General features: G+C 62.8%; 12 protein-coding genes and 1 tRNA gene. 7 read left to right on the top strand and 6 right to left on the bottom strand.

The window, feature by feature from the left end; all coding sequences use genetic code 11:
* The first annotated feature begins 43 nt into the window (after positions 1–43).
* On the top strand, positions 44–3,469 hold the full coding sequence (locus QW379_06580; protein MEM2870066.1) for an Ig-like domain-containing protein: 3,426 nt from the start codon (positions 44–46) through the stop codon (positions 3,467–3,469).
* A gap of 75 nt (positions 3,470–3,544) precedes the next feature.
* Here the strand turns inward: QW379_06580 and QW379_06575 are convergent, their stop codons facing one another.
* The 3 genes from QW379_06575 to QW379_06565 form a co-directional block, all read right to left on the bottom strand.
* Positions 3,545–4,168, bottom strand: coding sequence for a hypothetical protein (locus QW379_06575; GenBank protein ID MEM2870065.1), 624 nt, complete (start codon positions 4,166–4,168; stop codon positions 3,545–3,547).
* A gap of 89 nt (positions 4,169–4,257) precedes the next feature.
* Positions 4,258–4,890, bottom strand: coding sequence for a hypothetical protein (locus tag QW379_06570; protein MEM2870064.1), 633 nt, complete (start codon positions 4,888–4,890; stop codon positions 4,258–4,260).
* A gap of 71 nt (positions 4,891–4,961) precedes the next feature.
* Positions 4,962–6,134: a YkgJ family cysteine cluster protein gene (locus tag QW379_06565; protein ID MEM2870063.1), complete on the bottom strand. Its 1,173-nt coding sequence runs from the start codon at positions 6,132–6,134 to the stop codon at positions 4,962–4,964.
* A gap of 142 nt (positions 6,135–6,276) precedes the next feature.
* Here QW379_06565 and QW379_06560 point away from each other — a divergent pair, with 142 nt between their 5' ends.
* The 3 genes from QW379_06560 to QW379_06550 are packed head-to-tail and all read left to right on the top strand — an operon-like array spanning position 6,277 to position 11,546.
* Positions 6,277–9,480 (top strand): PQQ-binding-like beta-propeller repeat protein, encoded by a 3,204-nt coding sequence (locus QW379_06560; protein MEM2870062.1) that lies wholly within the window; start codon positions 6,277–6,279, stop codon positions 9,478–9,480.
* Between the two features lie 51 nt (positions 9,481–9,531).
* A complete protein-coding gene (locus tag QW379_06555) occupies positions 9,532–10,854 on the top strand; it encodes a cyclic 2,3-diphosphoglycerate synthase (protein ID MEM2870061.1) in 1,323 nt (440 codons plus the stop codon).
* Complete coding sequence (locus QW379_06550; protein MEM2870060.1) at positions 10,851–11,546, top strand: PHP domain-containing protein; 696 nt, start codon at positions 10,851–10,853, stop codon at positions 11,544–11,546. The genes QW379_06555 and QW379_06550 overlap by 4 nt, the downstream gene beginning before the upstream one ends.
* A gap of 76 nt (positions 11,547–11,622) precedes the next feature.
* Here the strand turns inward: QW379_06550 and QW379_06545 are convergent, their stop codons facing one another.
* Positions 11,623–15,522 (bottom strand): PKD domain-containing protein, encoded by a 3,900-nt coding sequence (locus tag QW379_06545; protein MEM2870059.1) that lies wholly within the window; start codon positions 15,520–15,522, stop codon positions 11,623–11,625.
* 25 nt (positions 15,523–15,547) lie between these two features.
* A complete protein-coding gene (locus QW379_06540) occupies positions 15,548–16,078 on the bottom strand; it encodes an HD domain-containing protein (protein MEM2870058.1) in 531 nt (176 codons plus the stop codon).
* Positions 16,079–16,151: 73 nt separating this feature from the next.
* Between QW379_06540 and QW379_06535 the strand changes: the two genes are divergently transcribed.
* Positions 16,152–17,048, top strand: a complete 897-nt coding sequence (locus QW379_06535) for a radical SAM protein (GenBank protein MEM2870057.1) — start codon at positions 16,152–16,154, stop codon at positions 17,046–17,048.
* 152 nt (positions 17,049–17,200) lie between these two features.
* On the opposite strand, the gene QW379_06530 is transcribed toward QW379_06535, so the two are convergent.
* Positions 17,201–18,034 carry a D-aminoacyl-tRNA deacylase gene (locus tag QW379_06530; GenBank protein MEM2870056.1) on the bottom strand — a complete coding sequence of 278 codons (834 nt, stop codon included), beginning with the start codon at positions 18,032–18,034 and terminating at the stop codon, positions 17,201–17,203.
* Positions 18,035–18,306: 272 nt separating this feature from the next.
* On the opposite strand from QW379_06530, the gene QW379_06525 reads away from it, so the two are divergent.
* Together QW379_06525 and QW379_06520 are read left to right on the top strand one after the other, a co-directional pair.
* A tRNA-Ala gene (locus QW379_06525) sits at positions 18,307–18,379 on the top strand.
* A 278-nt stretch (positions 18,380–18,657) separates the two neighbouring features.
* The coding region (locus tag QW379_06520; protein ID MEM2870055.1) for a DUF2341 domain-containing protein at positions 18,658–20,030 on the top strand (1,373 nt) is incomplete at its 3' end.

Genomic DNA, 20,030 nt, shown 5'->3' with positions numbered 1-20,030 from the left:
ACGGCCACTGCACCAATACCTTATTATCGGCCCGAGGAATTCTATGCACAGGAGTGAATTCATGAGGGCCCGGGAGCTATTCATTGTTGTCTCGCTCTTCCTCTCCGGAGCCGCCCCGACGGGAGCCGGTCCCGGAGAGCCCCTCTCCGGCGAGTTGGGCAGGGCGGAGGAGGACAGCCTAGTCTGGCTTAACCCCATCCCGACCGGCAGCACCCTCAACGCGGTCGCCTGGAGAGAGGGCGAGAGCAGGGCGCTGATCGCAGGTCAGGGGGGGACTGCACTCCTCCTCAGCGTCGCCCAGCCTCCATCGTTCAGCGCGCTCTCGACGGGGACGGACGAGGACCTTCACGCGATTGCGGCCCACCCCTCCCGGCCAATGTACCTTCTCGCGGGCGCGTCCGGGACCCTTCTCCTCTTCGACGGCTCGTCGTTCGCGAGTCTGGAGACGGGGACCTCCGTGGCCCTGAGGGCAGCGGCGTGGAGCCCCGATGGGAGCTTTGCCGTGATAGTCGGCGACCGCGGGACCCTCCTCGTCTACGACACGATTTCCGTTAGACGTGTTGAGAGCGGCACGGGCGCTGATCTCAGGGCGGTCGCGTGGGGCCGCGACTTTGCCCTGATAACGGGCGCGGGCGGCTTCGCCTGCAAATTCAACGGAAGCACCTGCGCACCCCTGAGCACCGGCGTCACCCAGAGCCTTAACGCTGTCGCGTTCAGACCCGACGGCTCCTACGCGGTCGTCGCGGGTGGGGGGGGCGCGGTGCTGGGCTTCGACGGCTCGGGCTTCTCGGTGCTCGGCACCGCACCTCAAAAGACATTTTACACGGCCGCCTGGAAGCGCGACGGCACGGCGGCTCTCATCGCAGGGCTGGACGGCGCAACCTACGGCGCCTCGGCCTACCTTCTCGACTCATCTGGGCTCCATGCCCTTGAGTGCAACCTGACTTTCGCTTTGAGGGGCGTGGTCTGGGAGCCGGGAGTGGACATCGCCCTCCTCGTCGGCTCGAGAGGCCTTGTGGCCGAGTACACGGGCGTGGAGTTCGTCGAGATTCCCTCGACCATGAGGTCCGACTTCAGCGACGCCGCTTGGAGGCCCGACGGGAGCTGCGCTCTCATTGTGGGCTCATCGGGGCGAGTGCTCAGGCTCGACGGAAGCGGACTACGGCAGCTCCAGAGCCCGGTCTCGGCCGAGCTAGCCGCCGTGGCCTGGCACCCAGGGGGGGGCTACGCCCTGATATGCGGCAGGGACGGCACCGTGCTCAGGTACAACCACTCCTCTTCCGTCATCGAGCTTCTGGAAACGGGCCTCGGGCTCACGGTCAACTACACGGGCGTGAGCTGGAAGCCCGACGGCTCGTATGCACTCCTCGTCGGAGACTTCGGGAAGCTCGTCGCCTACGACGGACGTGACTTTGTCCTGAAGCAGGTCGGCGGCGTAAACTATCTCGACGTCGCCTGGAAGCCTGACGGCGCCTACGCGCTCATCGGCGGCGTCAGCGGCACGCTCGCCAGATACGAGGAGCGCCACCTCCCCCCACCGCTCGACTTCTGCGTCACGAAGCTCACGGGCGCGGGCACGCCCGCCACGGCCTTCTTCTCGATATCCTGGCGCGGTGGCCCCTCCCCTGAGGCGATGGTCGCTGGCACGCAGGGTGTCGTGGCGAGGGTCAACGACACCGCCGTCCAGCAATTGCCCTCGGACACAACGGACACTCTCTACAGCATCGACTGGATGCCCGGAAGCGGATACGCGCTCGCCGGAGGCGTATACGGAAAGCTCCTGCTCTTCGTCAGCTACGGGTTCATCCACCCGCGCTCCGGGACCGACATTTCCTTCCTCGACGTCTCCTTCGCGCCGGACGGTTCCCACGCCCTCCTCGTGGGCCAGTCAGGTGCTGTGGCCAGGTACACCATCGCGCGCAGGACGGTGCCGAAGGCCGTCATATCCTCCCCGAAGGCGCACAGCGTCTTCGAGCCCGGCGCCTCCGTATATTTCGACGGCGCCAACAGCACACCCTCCTTCGGCGAGACCCTGCGCTTCGAGTGGGTCTCCAATATTTCGGGCGCGGTGGGCTCCGGCCCGAGGCTGAGGGCGGTGCTCCAGCCCGGCAGGCACCTCGTCACCCTCTTCGCGAATGACACGAAGGGGCGCTCCGGGAGCGCCTCGGTGCCGATAACGGTGTTAGCGCCCAACCGGGCGCCTGTCCCCATCATCGACTCCCCCGCCGATGGGTCGCTCCACAACGACACCGATGAGATTCTCTTCGACGGCTCGAGGAGCCACGACCCCGACGGCGACCCGCTGATGTTCTACTGGGTCTCGAGCAGGGACGGATTCCTCGGCGCGGAGCCCGCCTTCTACGCTAGGCTCAGCGTCGGGGAGCACCGGGTGACCCTGTGGCTGAGCGACGGCCCCGACTACAATGTATCCGCGACCGTCAATATCACAATCGTGCCCTTCAACAGACCCCCGGTGGCGCGCATCACCCAGCCCCAGAACGGCTCCACATTCACCACACGAGAGAGCGTGCGCTTCGACGCCTCCTCGAGCTACGACGAGGACGGTGACGAGCTATCATTCTATTGGGTCTCGAGCCTGAGCGGCCACCTCAGCTCCTCGGCGCGCTTCAGCCGCTCCCTAGCCGAGGGGAGCCACCGAATCACCGTCTGGGTGGACGACTCCAGGGGCGGGAACGCCTCGGCCTCCGTGGAAATCACCGTCGTCAGGGCGAACGAGCCCCCGGGCGTAAGCATTGACTTCCCGGCGGAGGGCAGTGTCCTGAGGGGCGAGGTGGAGTTTTCAGGGACGGCAAGGGACCCCGAAGGCGCGGCGGTCTCTGTCCAGGTCAGGCTCGACGAGGGCGAGTGGCAGGAGGCTTCCGTCGCGCAGGGGTCGACGGCCGCGGGCGTGGTTTGGAGCCACACGGTGAGCACAAGAGCGCTCCGCAACGGCCCTCACATTCTCGAGGCCCGCGCCTCGGACGGGGAGGTCTTTTCGGAAACCGCATCGCTAAACTTCACCGTCCACAACCCGGAATGGGGATTCTCGGTGTCGGTGGACTTCCCCCTAAACGCCACCACCGTCAGGGGGAGAATCACTATCGCGGGAACCGCCTCCCGCCTCGGCTCCTCAATTCAGCTAGTCGAGCTCAGGATTGACGACGGTCCCTGGAGACCCGCCACGGGCACTGCTTCCTGGGAGTACATCTGGGACACAACCAGCCTGAAGAACGGGTGGCACAGGATTACCGTCCGGGCATTCGACGGGACGGACCACTCGCCCGAGCTGACGCTCTTCCTCAAGGTTGAGAACCCGGGCGCCGAACCGGGCCGGGGTGAGCTGACCACCGCAGTGGTTGTTGGTATCGTTGCCGCTGGATTGGCCGCCGGAGGTTTCGTCGCTCTCCGGAGCCGTAGAAAAGAGGAGAAAATTGGGGAGCGCTGGACCACCCGGGGAGAGGAGGAGTGAGAAGGAGAGCCGGCCGCTCGAGAAACCTTGCCTATGGCCGCTTGGCCGTCGGGCAGTCAGCTCTCGCTACACAGCTCAGAGCTTCTTCGCCCCCTCAATGCAGGCCCTCACCATCGCCTCAATGTCCAGCTTCCCCTCCTCCTCCTCCACCTCACGGGCAGAGGCGGCCACCGAGGGCCTCGCCGGGACCGCCGTGCAGCAGGAGCCCGGTTGAATCGATATTTCGTAGGTGCCGATTCTCCGCGCAATGTCAACGATCTCCTGCTTGTCGAGACCTATCAAGGGACGGAGGACCGGTAGGGGAGAGGCGGTAAGCTCGGTGGCTAGGTTCTGGAGAGTCTGGGAGGCTACCTGCCCGAGAGACTCTCCCGTGACCAGCGCGGCCGCGCCCTCCCTGAGCCCGAGCGCCCCTGCAACGCGCAGCATCATTCTGCGGCAGAGGACGCAATGAAGACCCGGCCGGCATCTATCCAGGAAGATAGCGTGATTCGCGCCGTGGGGTGCGACGATGACGGGGACCGCGCGCCCGTGAAGCTCCGCAAGCCTCCGGGCCATCTCCCTCACTTTGGTGAGCTGGTGCTCCAGCCCGCCATAGGGCCGGTTGTCGAAGTGGACGGCTGTCAGGTCCGCGCCCCGAGAGAGCATCATGTGCGCTGCCACTGGGGAGTCGATTCCGCCGGAGAGGAGCGCGAGCAGCATCACGGGGAGCACACAAGGGGAGGGGAGGATAAAAAAATAGCGGCTTGGGGAGGGCCTGTGGACATGCACGGACTGGCTCGCTGATAGAATCAGCCAGAACCGAGCAATGCCACAGCGGCAACGGCGGCGAGAAGATTGAGGATGAAATGCCCGGCCATCAGCCCTAGAGCATTCTTCGTCCTCCAATATACAATGCCCGTCAGGACCCCGGCGAGCCCGATATAGAGTAGCGTCCCCGGCGGGCCCATCAGCCCCCGGAGCCAACCGTACTCGAGCACATGGCCGGCGCACCACGCGATAAACCCAGCCAGCAGACCCTGGCCCGGGCCCCACGCCCTCTCGACCTCGAGCTGGACCACGCGTCTGGTGAAGAAGTCCACGGACGAGACCTGCAGGAGGGTGAGCAGTGCCCAGAGACCGGCTTCGCCCGCGCCCATCCTGTAGGCCTCGAAATAGGCGCGGTTCGAGGGAATGACGAGGATAATGGGAGGGAGGAAAAGCTGGTAGGCGGCCGCGCCGGCCCAGAACCCTCGGTCAAGGCGGCCGAGTTCCGGCCTCCGGCCCCACAGGAGGAGCGCTCCGAGGGGAGCGACGAAGAAGCCGAGGAAGACCGCGAGCTCATGGGACCCCTTCCTCACCCCGATCGCGCTGAAGAAGAGCTCGAACCCAGAATAGACCGCGGAGCCAACGATGGACGACGTAAGAATCAGGAGCGCACTCATGATTCTTGGAGGCGGAGCTGGGCGGGATAGGGTCCGCGACCCGGGGGAGGTGGCCCCGGTGCGCATCATAGTCATAGCATCCCGCCGATGCCGGACATATCGAGGAAGTCCGCATCGCAGAAGACCACGCCCTCGCGCAACTCCGCCCCTCCGATTGTATTCGCGCCGTTGATCCGGGCCAGAAGGCTGGACCTCCACCAGAGGTCCAGCGCGCAGTCGCGCAAGGTGTCGTAGTAGACCTCCTCAAGCTCCTCCCCGAACCCCCCAGAGGCCGTGACGTGCGCGGCCGCCGCAAGAGTTGAGTCCCGACGGTTTAAGAGGTGGAGATACCTCCTGAGCTCCTCTTTACCAGCCGCGTCGAGCTCGAGAAGAGGAACATCCTCAAGGCGCCACCTGCCCGCCGGTGAGAGCGAGCCATCTTCGTGGAGGATATGTCTGGTGAGAGCCCCCGAGCGAATTCGGAAAACATGCCAGCTCAGGTCTGGGGAGAGGTAGATGGGGAGCTCCATGAGGTCGCGCGCGCCGAAGATGCCGATAGCTATCTCACGGGCCTCTTCTTCCTCGGCATGAATTCCATCGGGCCAGAGGTCGATCTCGGAGCTCATCGCCGCTCTGAGGGCGCGGGGGTCGGTGAGCATACCGGCGCGGCGAGCTCTCCGGGAGAAGCGGCTCCAGGCGGCCTCGGCTGAGGCGGACATCGTGCGCGCCCTCTCCTGCCCTTCAGAAAGGATTGCGTCGAGAATTTCTGTCAGTGGCACTGGGGCGCGTTGGATGCGCTCGTCCCGGTGTCCCAGCCCCGCAGGTGCCTCAGGGGGCGATGCAGAGCCGTTGAAGCGGCGCGGGCCCGCCTGGGCCGGCGGGAGAGACCATCCTCCCCCTCTTATCCCCCGACACGAGAGAATCGCACAGGCCTGGACTCTGTAAAGGAAGTGCACGCGGATGGGAAAGGCCCGGCAGTGGAAGGGCCTGCCCCCATAGTCCTGGCACCTTCTGTCCTTGAGCAGGGTGCAGGCGCCCTGGCCGCCCTGGAGGGCCAGATGGAACGAGCCCCACCGGCGCTCCACAGCGTTCGGCCTGAGTGACAGGAAGCGCTCGAGCTCGCTGTTCAGGAGTTCCGGGGGACAGAGGCAGCAGTATGCACAGCTCTCTGGGCAATCGAGCACCAGCCCCTCCAGCTCGCTTCTGTCTAGCGCTCGAAGGCTCGCGACTCCATCTCGGTCGCCCCCAGCTCTGATGTCGGTCATATCGACCCGCTAATGCCCGCGCACTGGATATTTTTTGCGGACGGCCCTGTGGGGCATTGGGCAGGGCGCGAGAGAGGGTCTTATAATAATATATTCTGGAAAATATTAAATGTCATAATGGGCATCCAGCACTGCCGGTCTGGTGTCCTGTGTGCAGTCAGGCGAGAGCGCAGGGCTGAGCTCCTCGAGGCTCTGGGAGGCTCAGGAGAGCACAAGGGTGCCCATCGAGGGCTACGGTCTAGCCCTGGGCCTTTCACGCGGTGGCAGGTACCTCGCGCTTGGCGGGATGGTCCCCGGACAGCACGGCTACATTGCCCTCTACGACGGCGCGGGCAAGCTGAACTGGAAGCACAAGACAAGAGAGGCAATATCCACCGTCGGCATCTGCAGGAGCGGGGACTACCTCGCCACAGCCTCGGACGACAACAACATCTACTTCTTCGGCAGGAGTGGCCTCCTTGAGTTCAAGCACGAGGTTGGCCGCTTGGTGAAGTGCCTCGCGCTCTCGGAGAACGGGGACTTCATGGTCGCGGGGGGGGAGGACAGCAACCTATACTTTTTCGACAGGAAGCGCCAGATAAAGAAGTTCGCCTGGAAGTACAGATTCGAGGACAGGGTGGTCTCGGCCGCGATATCGGCCGACGGCCGTGTGACGGTCGCGGGCTCGGCCGATAGGACCGCTGCCTATCTGGACGCCACGGGACAGCTTCTCTGGGCGCACGAGGCGCGGGACTCTATGGACGCCGTGGCGATTTCATCTGATGGGGGCGTAGTGGCCCTCGGCTCGAGCGACCATAAAGTTTACCTGTTCAGCGGCACGGGGATACCCCTAGCAACCCACGACTGCGGGGCACCCGTGAGCGCGCTGGCGATGTCTTCGAGGGGCGATTGCGTGGTCGCGGCCGCGGGGCGAGAGCTGATATGCCTTGACGCTCAGGGCCTCAGGGTCTGGTCCTGCAGTCTGGGCGCAAATATAGTGAAAATGGTCGCCTCTGGCTCCGCGGACTGCGTCTTGGCCTCCACGGGCGACAATGTTGTCCACTTCGTGACGAGGCCCGGCTTCGTCGGCTGGAGGTACTCCGCCAAGGGCGCGGTCTATGCAATAGCCATCTCTGACGATGCGGGGCTCGCGGCCTTCTGCGGCCCCATGGAGCTCGTCATTTTTGACATCGCTCAGGTCGCTAGGGAGCTGATCTCCAGACACCAATCCGCGGTCACGGTCGCAAAAAAGGGGGGGCATGACGTCTCCGTGCTGGAGGCGTCGCTCAGGCAGGCTACCGCCGGAATGGGGGCTAGGAACTACCCCTCGACAATGGAGGCCCTGAGCGAGGTCCGAAACGGGCTGGAGGCGCTAGAGAAAATCGCTCTTGAGAGAGAGAAGCTCCGCAGGGATACCGCGGACGCCCTCTCGAAAATGATTCTTTTTATTGATGAGCTGAAGGCGGGGGTGGAGGGGAGGGGGACCGAGGGGACCGGGGTTCTCGAGAGGCCTGAGCCTAGAATCGCCGAACTGGACGGGCTTGCGGAGAAGGCGGAGGCGTCCTTCCAGAGTGGCATGTTCACAGAGGCCCTCTCTTTCATCCGGCAGGCCGAGGAGCTAGTGCAGCTCATCAGGCAGGAGCGAACCGCAAGAGCAGAAACGAGAAAGGAGCTCGAGGCGGTGGCCGAAAGAATTCAGGAGGCGGCCAAGCTCGATGTCGATGTGTCCGAGGCAAAGAGCCATCTCGAGGCCGCGCGCGGTAGCCTGAAGCTGGGGAACTTCCGGGAGGCCGCAGAGCTGGGCAGGAAGGCCCTCGCATCCCTCACGGAGGCGCGGGCGCGGAGTCCGCGCGCGATGGAGGCGGAGCTGGAGAGGGCGCTCGAAATTCTATCCTCGCCGGGAGTCACCGAGGTCGGGCTCGCCGAGGCCCAGGCCGCGCTCGAGCTCGCCGCGCCCCTTATCATAGAGAGGAGGGAGTTCCTCACCCTGGCCGACAGCTACGAGAGGCTCGCCCAGGCATGGGCGAAGCGCCCCCGTGGCCCATCAACCGCCGCCGCTTATGAAAAAGCGATGCGGACCGCAATGGTCGCCTACATCGACGCCGGGAAGCCGGACCGCGCTGTCGCCATTGCGAAGCAGCTCGAGGACTGGGTCACGGCCGCCAAACTGTTGACGAGGATGGGTGACAGGGATCGTGCTGGTGAGGCCTGGACCCGCGCGGCCACGGCGAAGAAACCCAAGCCCTTAGTTCCCGACGAACTGAAGTCGCGAGTGGAGGGCTACATGGCCCAGTCGCGCTTCCTAGATGCCGCTGAGGAGCTGGCGAGGGCGGGCTTTCTTCTGGAGGCGTCGAGGGTCCTCAGGCGGGAGAAGCCCGAGGCGCGCGCAGTGGCCCTGATGCTGCGCCTCCTTTTCCAGCTTCAGGACTTCGAGACAATGCTCGAGATGTGCCGAGAGTATCTGCCGGCGCTGAGGAGGGAGGCGAGGGACACCGGCGATTCGAAGGACCTAGCGGTGTACGCGCAGGTTCTCGTCGGGGCGCTCGAGGTGGCCAAGCTGCTGAACTCCCCGGAGGAGGCGGTGCTCGCAAGAGAGCTCGACGAGCTCGTGCAGGACTATACCCGGGCCATCGCAAGGGACGAGCTCAGCGCCAACGAGCTGTGCGACCGCATCGTGCTATACCACCACCTGACGGAGAGGAATTGGAAGGCGGCGGAGAGGCTGGCGGAGCTAAAGGGCGGGGAGTTCTGGGACCACATCAAAGGGGCGCTGGGGGCCTGGAGGGACGTGAATGTCTATCTCTTCAGGGAGGAGATTCACGGCATCGCCCGACCCGCCGCCGCCTGTCGCCACTTGACCCAGCCCCTCCCGGAGGTTGTCTCCACGGGAGGTGTCCACGAGGCCCTCTCCGAGATGGCCCCGTTCAACCTGCCGCTCCTCATATTTCAGCTATTGGACCAGTATTCCAACAGAGAGTATCTCGGAGCATTGGTCAGGCACGGCGACGCCTCCCTTGCCGCCGGCAGGGAGAACGAGGCAATCAACTGCTATCAGAAGGCGCTCGCCTGTGACACATTCGGTCTCCTCGACACACGCAGAATTAACCTGAGGCTGGCCGGTATATACCTCCAGAGAGGCGGGGAACAGGAGGCCGCGCCCCATCTAGAGGCCGCTAGGGCGGGGAGGGAGGCCGCACTAGCGGAATACAGGGCGGTGCGCGGAATTCGGGCCGAACCCCCACCAGCCCCGAAGGCGGCAGGAGCCGCCGCCCCCTCCCGGCCCTCCAGGGCGACCTGCCCGAGGTGCGGAAACCAGATTCCTGTAACAGCCATCCGCTGCTTCAAGTGCGGTGCTACAGTCAAATAGGGGGTGCTATTCTTGACTGGGTTTCTGAAAAACGCTCGCAGAGTTATCATAATGGGCGCCGCTGGGAGGGATTTCCACAACTTCAACATCGCTTTCAGAAACGACCCCTCCCACCAGGTTGTCGCCTTCACGGCCACCCAGATACCGGACATCGCAGGCCGGGTCTATCCCCCAGTGTTGGCCGGGCCACTCTACCCCGAAGGAATTCCCATTCACCCCGAAGAGGAGCTGCCCAAACTGATAAAGCGGCACAAGGTGGACGAGGTCATCTTCGCCTACAGTGACATCAGCCACGTAGAACTGATGCACAAGGCCTCAATGGTGCTAGCGCTGGGGGCCGACTTCCGCCTGATGGGGACCACCCCAACAATGCTACGCAGCCGGCTGCCGGTGATATCGGTCTGTGCGGTCCGGACGGGCGCTGGAAAGAGCCAAACAACACGGGCGATATCGAGAATTCTAAAAGAGAGGGGATACAGGGTCGTCGCGATAAGACACCCGATGCCCTACGGGGACCTCTCAAGGCAGGTCGCCCAGCGCTTCGCCTCGTTCGAAGACATGGACAGAGAAGACTGCACCATTGAAGAGAGGGAAGAGTACGAGCCCCACATCGCCAACGGCGTGGTGGTGTTCGCGGGCGTAGATTACGAGAAAATACTCCACATGGCCGAAAAGGAGGCCGATGTGATTATCTGGGACGGAGGCAACAACGATACCTCCTTCTACCACTCCGACCTCCACATCGTAATCGCAGACCCATTCCGCCCCGGGCACGAGGTTACCTACCACCCGGGCGAGACTAACCTCAGGATGGCGGACGTCGTGATTATCAACAAAGTCGATACGGCGGATGGAGAAAATGTGGAGATCGTCAGAAGAAACATCAGAGCCGTCCGGCCCGGCGCGATCATCATCGACGCCGCCTCCCCCCTGACAGTCGAGGGGGACGGGAAGAAAATACAGGGCAAGAGGGTGCTGGTGGTCGAGGACGGCCCGACCGTGACCCACGGGGGAATGAAATTCGGCGCTGGGTTCATCGCGGCGAGGGAGTTCGGGGCGGCGGAGATAGTGGACCCCAGGCCATACGCAATCGGCTCGATAAAGAGCACCTACGAGGCCTACCCGCACCTCGGCACGATTCTGCCGGCGATGGGCTACACCGACCCCCAGTGCGAAGAGCTTGAGCAGGTGATTAACTCCGCGCCATGCGATCTCGTGATATCCGGAACGCCCATTGACCTGAGCCGCGCTATAAAAGTGAAGAAGCCGATAGTTCGCGTCAGGTACGAGCTTCAGGAGATCGGCAAGCCGGATCTGAAGGAAGTCATGGACAAGTTCATCGCCAAAATGAAGTCCGAGGGTAAGCTGAAATGATGAACCTGCACAACCACACCACTTACTCCGACGGGAGGTTCAGCCCGCGCGATATTGTCGAGGCCGCTATTCACGCAAGGCTGAAGGTCGTGGGAATCTCCGACCACTACAGGACCACCAGGAAGCGCTCCATCGTGCCCTCCGCTTTGGAGGATTATATAGAGCACGTCCGGAGGCTGGCGGCGCAGTACAGGGACCGAATTCGCGTCCTCGTCGGGGTGGAGATAGACGCCTGCCACGAGAGGACGCAGGATCTAGAATACCTCCCCTACAACCTCTTGAACAAGCTTGACTTCGTCCTCTTTGAAAACGTGCAAGACGAGGAGGCGGGCGGGATGGGCCTCTGGGAGCTCTTCGATAAGAGGAAAGAGCTCGAGCCCCCCGTGGGGCTGGCCCACAACGACATCGGCCGCAACTTCGCCGAGGTCGATCCATCAGTTCTGATACCAGTGCTTGAGACGAACAAGCTCTTCCTCGAGCTCTGCCCAAGCCCCCGCCACGCAAGGCTCCAGACGCCGCTATACAGGCACTCCGCCGCCTTCTTCTCTCGGCTCAGGGGGACAAAGGTCGGCCTCTCGATAGGCACGGATACTCACGATAGCCTCGAGGAGGTTGGAGCGGTCCAAGACCCCCTTGAGTTCGTGAGGGAGCTCGAGCTCGTGAAGAACCTTATAGACTGGACGGAGGAATGAGGCCTCTATACCGGGTGTTGGCGCGGCGCATCCTCACCCGCCCGGGCGAAGCCGCCGCAGGCCCGCAACGAGCATCTCAGCCACCCGGGGGGGCTCTCGCTCCTCTGCCCTCGGCCGTTCCTCCGTTAAACCGCCCATTGCGGTCCTCGCTCTTGCCGTCTTCTCCCCGGTCCCCGCCGTCGCCGCCTATCTGGCTCTCCATGGGCCCCTCCTCCTCTGGCCCCGCGGGCTCTGCCTCGGGCGGTGCGCGGGAGGACCTCCTCCAGATGAGCGCCGCAATGGCTGCGACGAGCACTACCAGCGCGGCTGCTCCCCAAAGCACAGCCGGGTCCAGTTTGTGCGCCGGCTGGGGCGAAGGCACCCTCACCGCTGTTACATTGATGGTCAACTCGGCGACACCGACATCCCCCTCAGGGTCCGAGACCTCCAGCCTTACCCGGAACGAGCCCTCGCCGTTGTAGACGTGCTCCGCGTCCCTCCCCTCCCACTGAGAACCATCGCCGAAGTACCACCTAAACCTCAGCTTCAGCGCGTCCGTGGGCGTGTCGTTTCCCGAGCCCCTAAAAGAGACCCTCTCCCCCACACGCGCCTCCATCCTGTCGGCTGAGGCGCTCGCCGTCGGCTGGAGGTTCCTGACCCTGATCTTGATTGATGAGTCCTCCCCCGTGGCGCCGTCGTTGTCGGTCACGACGAGTCTCACTGTGTAGGTTCCGGATTTTACGAAAACGTGCGAGACCTCGATGCCCTCCTCCTCCGAGCCATCACCGAAGAACCAGCGATACGTCAGGCTGCTCATGTCCGAGGGAGTATCGGTGGAGTTGGCCGCGCTGAACCAGACCTCGGTGTCCTCGTCAACATTTCGGAGGGCCGAGCTCGCGACCGCGACGGGTGGCAGGTTCCTGACCTCGATGACGAGCGGTCGGGTGGTGAACCTCGCGCCCTGGTCGTCGCGCACGGAGAGCGTGACCTCGTAGGTCCCCGCGGAGGGGTAGGCGTGGCTCGCCTCAGGGACGGGAGACCAATCCGACCTGCTCCCGTCTCCGAAGTCCCACCTGTACTCGAGCAAGGGGAGGTCCGAGGGCGTGTCCCTGCCCTCGCCCGTGAACAGAATCGTCTGGTCCTCCGCGGCCTCGCCCCCCTCGCTCAGAATCTCGGCCGTGGGCGGGGAATTCTCGACGCGGACCACCGTCTGCTCACTTCCCGTGTCGCCGTCGTCGTCTCGCGCGAAGAGCGTGAGTGTGTAGGTCCCCTCCACGGCGTAGGCGTGGGAGGCGGCGCAGAGCTCGGACCATTCCGTTCTGTTGCCGTCTCCGAAGTCCCACATGTACATCAGATAGGGCAGGTCAGAGGGAGTGTCGGCCCCCCAGCCCTCGAAGGTTAGGAGGTGGTCCTCACTTGCGCTCAGCTCCTGGCACTCGGGATTGATGTGACAGACGGGAGGAGGGTTGATGACAGTGACATTTACTGCGCCCTCGGCCATCATTGACCTCTGGTCCCTGACAAAGAGTCGGGCGGTGTAGATTCCTTTCGCCGTGTAGGCGTGACGCGCACTAGGGTTGGTTGACCAGGCGGTCGAGTTCCCGTCTCCGAAGTCCCATTTGTAGACAAGGGTCGCGGCGTCCGAGGGCGTGTCGCTCCCCCTACCGGTGAACTGGACCTCCTCGTCCTCGAGAGCGCTCACGGGCTCCATGACCGTCACCGTCGGGGGCACATTGCGCACTCGCACGACGAGTGTGTCGGAGGCCACCGCGCCATCGTCGTCCCTCACGCTCAGCCTGACTGTGTACTCGCCGGGCGCGGTGTAGGTGTGGTTCGCGAGAGGCGAGGCGCTCCAGCCCGAATGAGAGCCGTCGCCGAAGCTCCAGTTGTACTGGAGGCCTCTCGACATGTCGCCCTGGGTGTCGGTCGAGCCGCTCCCGTCGAACCGGACGAGCTCGTCCATCGCGGCGCTGATGTCCGGGCCAGCCTCCGCAACCGGGGGGGCGTTGAGGACAGTGACGACCACCGGTCCGTACTCGACCCCGATGCCGCGGTCGCTCCAGGCGCGCAGTCTCGCGTGATAGATGCCGCTTTTGCTGTATGAGTGGCTGGCGCTTCCGCCGACCTCAGAAGCCCAGTCATAGGTGTTGTCGGAGGTGAAGTCCCATTCATATTTCGCTATGCTCCCGCCCTCGACATTCGCGCTGGCACTGAAGGAGACCGGCTGGTCCTCGAGAGGAGAAGGGGGGCTCGCGGAGGCGGACAGGACGCGTGGGACCGGAAGAGAGCTTTCGGTTATGTTCAGGGTTGTGTTGACTGAAACCCCGGTGAACTTCTCGATTCTCCCGCAGGGCCACCTGACCTCGACCCAGTCTATGGAACTCCGGTTGTAGAGGCCGAAGTGCTGAACGAGCGAGTTCTGCGAGCCGTGGCATCCCATCCCCCCCTCGACCTCGCGAATCTGCGTGAGATTCCCCGATTTCACCGTTACCCGTGCTCCTATCGCCGCGCGGTTGCAGTCCCTCCCCACCAGCCTGACCTTCAGCCAGCTGTTCGAGTTGCCGCTGTTGCGGTAGAGGTGGAGGGCGTAGGTACCCTGGTTCTCCCCAACATACGGGCTCTTCCCGCCCGTCAGGAGGTCCAGGTCCCCGTCGTTGTCGTAGTCGCACCAGACGCCGGCGTAGGTGTTGTAGACCCTCATACCGAGCTCCCCGGCCCTGTCGGTCCAGTGGCAGCTCCCGTTCCCAGCCCCGTCCTGCTCGTAGAGGTACGAGTAGGCGTAATTGAGGTCGTAGACCTGCGGTATCCAGAGGTCAAGGTCACCGTCGCTATCGAAGTCGCCCCACGCGACACCATCGAAGAGCTCGTCGCCTTGAAAGACTCCCGAGCCTCCGATTGGCTTTATGGGAATTCCACAGGTTGCCCGGATGTCCGTGAAGTTGTAGAAGGGCGCGCCGTTGTTTTTGTACATCTTTGAGTCGTCGCACACATAGCCCCTGATATCGTACTGTCCCGAGCCGTAAGGGCCGACGTACTTGTGCACCAGATTGGTCGTCCAGAGGTCAAGGTCTCCGTCGCTGTCGAAGTCGGCCCACGCGGACCCTATGGTATGGCCGTAGTTGGGGCCCCAGTAGCGCTGCGTCTGGGCGTCCCAGTAACGGTAGGGGTCGTAGACGCCCGCGCACCCCAGCTCCCTGCCCATCTCGGTGAAGGTGCCGTCGTGGTTGTTGACGTATAGGTAGTTTGGGCTTAGGCGGTAGTTCGACACATAGATATCCAGCCAGCCGTCATTGTTGAAGTCGGCCCAGGCGACTCCTCTCCCATAGTAAGGGTGGTCCCCTTCGCTCAGGTTGGCTGAGATGGTTGCGTTGGTAAATGTTCCGTCGCCGTTGTTTTTGTAGAAAATGTCAGGGAAATATATCGGATTCCCTCCGTTCCAGTCCTCTCCATTGGCGACGTAAAGGTCCAAATCGCCGTCGCGATCATAGTCGCCCCAGCCAGCGGCCGTTGTCGGGAAGGTGTCCCTGAGGTTGCCCGCGGCCACCGTTACATCGGTGAACGTCCCGTCGCCATTGTTCCTATACAGTTTGTCGCTCGCGGTCCCGCCGGCGTAGAAGTCGAGCCAGCCGTCGTTGTTGTAGTCGCCCCAGGTGCCGCTCGTGAATGACCCTGAGAGGCCCGCGGCCTGTGTGACTTCCGTGAAGTCCCAGCCCGGGGGACCGTTGTTGCGGAAGAGGCGCGAGCCCTGCACGAGAAGGTCCTCGTCGCCATCGCGGTCGTAGTCTCCCCACGCGAGGAAGTTCGCGCTCAGGCCTGACAAGCCCGCCGATTCGGACACGTTTGTAAATGTGACTGTCGCTGGTCTGGGAGCGGGAGATGCGTCCCCCGTGTGTCCGACCCCGACCTCGCTGAGGGGAGGGACCAGAACAAAAGCCGTCAGCACCATGGCATACAATACCTGAGCCCTTGAGGTCATTCCCCTCACCCACCTTATCATTATCCCATATACTATTTCATAAATACTATTTCACAATGTCGCTCGCTTCCATTAGCTTCCTGACCACAACGCGCATACCTGGACTAAGTATCTCGCGGCTCCAGCCCTCCCAGAAGTGCTCCAGCGCCCTTCTCGGGTGCCCGGCCTCCTCGTACTCCCTCGCCTGTGCTAGCATCTCGAGAACGTCCGCCTCTCTGACCAGCCGGGCCTCGGGCGTCTCGCCCTCCGCATATTCCCTCCAGAGCGCCAGGGCCTCCTCGCTCCCGAGGGCCCTGACAGCCTCCTCCTCCAGCCGCAGCTTCTCTTCCCGGGCCACACCGGAGCGGGGCGTTATATCCCCGACCATCGCCTCGCCGATGTCGTGGACGAGGGCCATCCTGACAGCCCTCAGGGTGTCCACCTCCGCTCCCCTGTAGAAAGCGACGATGAGCGCAGTGCGGAAGCAGTGGTCCGCCACGCTCTCCACCTTGCCCACAGGGACTCCCGCCTCCACCCAGCCCTGCCTCTTCACCAGCTTCAGCTTCCCAGCAGACCTTACCAGCCCAATATCCAGCATGCGCTCTGAATCGCTCCTTCTCGGCATAACCCTTCTGGAAAGGGTTAATACCACCCGCCGAATTCGTGCGCCGATGCCCCTGAGGTACGACCTCCCGCTCTACAGACCGCCAGTCGAGGCGTGGTCGCTGATTCTCCAGCCCACGATCGGCTGTCCCCACAATAAATGCACCTTCTGCTTCGCCTACAAAACGAAGCGCTTTCGCATCAAGAAAATGGATGAGATAAAAGCCGACATCGCCGAGGCGCTGAAGGAGTATGGCCCCCACGTCCGCTCTGTGTTCCTGGCAGACGCCAACACAATAATAATGAAGACCGACCAGCTCGTCGAGCTCCTTGGGGAGATAAAGCGCGCATTCCCTGGCGTCCTGCAGATCGCCTCCTACGCGGGCGCGAAATTCGTCCTTCGAAAGACGCCAGAGGAGCTGAAGAGAATTCGCGAGGCAGGGCTGAGCAAGGTGTATATGGGGGTCGAATCCGGCGACCCCATCGTTCTCGAGAGGGTAGGCAAGGGAATTACCCCCGGGGAGACCCTCGCCGCCTGCCTGAGGGTGAAGGAGGCGGGCCTCCTTCTCTCCACGACGATAGTCCTCGGTCTTGGAGGAAGAGACAGGTGGAGGGAGCATGCCACCGCCACGGCAGAGCTTCTAAATAAAATTCAGCCGCACGAGCTCAGGCTCCACACTCTGATGCTCGACCCCGGCGCGCCCCTCTATCAAGAGTTTCTCCGCGGCGTCTTCAGGCCCTCCGGAATGGAGGAGGTGGTCAGGGAGACCCGCCTCCTCTTCGAGAGCCTAAGCCTCGACTGCCTTCTGTACAGTCACGGCTCGAACTATCTCCTGCTTCAGGGCAAGCTGCCGGAGGACAAAGAGTATCTCCTCGAGACCATTGATTCTGCATTAACGAAAGAGGGGCAAAGAGCGCTCCGGGCCGCGGGAATTCTGCAGGATGAGATGGAGAGGGCGATATGAATGAGCATTGAGATGTTCATCCCCATTGTGCTCGGGAAGGGATGTCTTCCCGGTAATCCCGTGTCCCGCGCCAGCTCGGCGTGGCATTAGAGCACCTGTCCACCGCTCCTCCGGATGAGCGATTGGTGCTGTGAGGGGAGCGGTGTCCGCACCTATCCTAGCTCTCCCGAGCTGACGGGCCGGATGCCCCTCTCCATGAACCAGGCCTCCATCTGCCTGAGCAGCGGGCTCCTGATGGCCTTCTTGTGGAAGTAGACGAGCTCCGCGCCCGGCGTGGCCTCAATCATCTTTTGTAGTAGGTCCGGCCTGAAGCCCTGCTCCAGAACGTACGAGGGAAGCATGTGGCCGAAGCTCACCCTCCTCTCCCACGCCACATCCGAGATCCGTGGAACGTAGTGCCCGCCCCCGACGCCCAGCGCGACTGGCTCCTCCGGGGGCTCCGAGAGAATCGATCCCTCTATCGCCGCGGCCAGCGCCCGCGCCGCCTCCCCATCCCTCCACGCGGTCTCGTCACTCCCAATCTCGATGTAGAACGATGGGGTCGAGAGGAAAGGGCCGTGGTGCGTCGCCTCTAGCGAGACCTGATACTCGAGCCCCGCCTCCCCCGCCACTTTTCGCATGAGTCTGTAGGCGAGGGTCATCTCCCGCGGCGCGGCCGGGACCAGCGCCCCCTCACGGCCACCGTAGTCCGCCCTCCCGAAATTCCCTATCGGATGGGCGGTCAGCGTCCTCAGGTTCGATGCGCTGGTGTGCCGAGAGGCGAACACGACAAGGGAGGGTCGCTCGCCGAGCGCGCTCGCGAACCTTGCGTCGATATCGTCGTAGTAAAGGTGGTGCGAGGGAATCGTGACCAGCGCAACCTTTCCTTTCCTGAGCACGGGCGAGCCCTCGAAAATACCTCCCTCCGTCCAGCCGCCGAGCTCGAGGAGCCGGTCGGTGATGTTCACGCTGGCGGGGTCAGTCGACGAGCGCACGAGGAGCTTCATGGTCCTTTCTCCCGCGCGATAATCGCCTATTGATACAATAAAATTGTTCTCTAGGCCCGGCAGGGGATATCGGCGGGCTCGCAGCCGCTGCCCATCAAACGGCAGGGGATGAGGATATCACGCGTTCTGGAATTTAAAACGCCATTGCTAATATACCCCCACATCTATCATGATTTCGGGCATGCGCCTCTGGACGGGATGGGGCGGGCGCCCCTCGCTGGGGACCGCATTCAAAAAACGAGGCGCGCATCGGTGAGCGCTACCGTCTCTGCGGGCCGGTAGATCAGCTGGAAGATCGCCACACTTGCAATGTGGAGGCCTGGGGTTCAAATCCCCACCGGTCCATACCGAACTTTCTTTCTGCGCAATCGTTGCCAGAAAGTTCGACAAAGAAGGCTTCGCATGTGCCGGGCGCAAAACTGCGCCCGGCACCCCCTCGGGCGCCATACGCCCTCGGCTTTAGTAGTAAATTCGCCATCAACCACCCGCGCACCATCGACGGCTCGAACACGGCAAGGCAGAAGGCCTAACAGAGCAAATTGTGAATAAGAAAATTGTGAGTAAGAAATATTATATATTCAGAGCGGAATAGCGCCTCACCAATCTCTCCGGGGGTTAATGTCATGTCCCACTGTGGAGGCCTCTGCGGGCCGGGTCGGGGGACGGCTTTCTGGGTCGTCAGCATCGCACTAGCGTTCCTGTCCTGGGGCTCATCAAACGGTTTATTCCATGCAGGCGAAGATGACCACACAACTGAATTCATTCCATGGTGGAACTACGCCTGGGGCTACAGGGCTCCGCTGACGTTGGACAACAGCCAGAACTCCGAGACCCTGACGAACTATCCTGTGAGAATTAACATCAGCGCGGGACTACAGGCGCTGGTTTCCTCCGGCAAGCTCAAGGTCGACCTAGCGGACCTGAGGTTCATAGACTGTGATGGCGCCACGGAGCTGAGCTACTGGCTCGAGCCCGGCGGGGACATATGGCTGAAGGTGCCTAGCATACCTTCCCGCTCCTCAAAGGTTGTGTACATGTACTATGGAAACCCCTCGGCCCCGCCGGTCTCTAGCGGAGACAAGGTCTTCAATTTCTTCGACGACTTCAGCGGCAACAGTCTAGACACTTCAAAGTGGCTGCTTATCCACCCAGGCTCCTATTCAGTTTCTGATGGCTTCTTCACCATTTATGCTGACGGAAGCCTCCAGCCAGGGAAGGCGATTGCACTAAAAGCTTCCACGGAGAACTACTACATCCTGCGGTCAAAGTTCAAGATAACCGGCGGCTATGACAAGGACGAGAGAATTGGCCTAAGCATTAAGACAGGGACAAGCGATGGAAGGGGCTACAACTATGTTCTTCGCGGCTTCACGGCTTTGAACGAAATATCCTTCCTTGATGACTTTGTCAGGTGGGACTCAAGACCAGGGAACTGGGCCAAGAATACTTGGTACATCGAGGAAATATACCACGATGGCTCGAGCGTGAGGGCGAGGCTTAACGACGGGGAGTGGCAGTCGGTCGGCTGGAGCGGTAGAGCTGGCTATCCAGCGCTGAATTTCGGCTCCTACGACGGCTCCTCCGTCTGGGATTGGGCCCTCGTCCGTCCCTACAAACCCCCGGAGCCGAAGGCGAGCCTCGGGCAGGAGGAGAGGCCGGTGAAGTTCAGGAGCTTCTCGGTCGCCCCGGTGCTCCTCGACGAGGGGGACACAGTCGAGCTCAACGCCACGTTCGAGAACCCCGCGCCCGAGGAAATAAGAATTCGGGTCTCAATCCACGACGGCGAGAGCTTCGAGGGCTCGCGAGAGATATACGGCACGGAGCTGGCGCTTGTGCCGCAGGCCGAGACTGAAATGAATTTCACCTGGATTCCCGAGGGCGGGAACCACACCGTCTGGCTGGCGCTCATGGGCACACCGCTCGCCTCAAGGACGCTCTACGTGAACCGCTACCCGGTCCTGAGCCCGATAATGGACCAGGTCGCGAGCCAGGGGAA

Source organism: Thermoplasmata archaeon (assembly GCA_038851035.1).
In the GTDB taxonomy this organism is placed as follows: Archaea; Thermoplasmatota; DTKX01; order VGTL01; family VGTL01; genus JAWCLH01.
The sequence above is the reverse complement of the archived record's forward strand: the minus strand, read 5'-3'. Positions and strand labels throughout refer to the sequence as shown.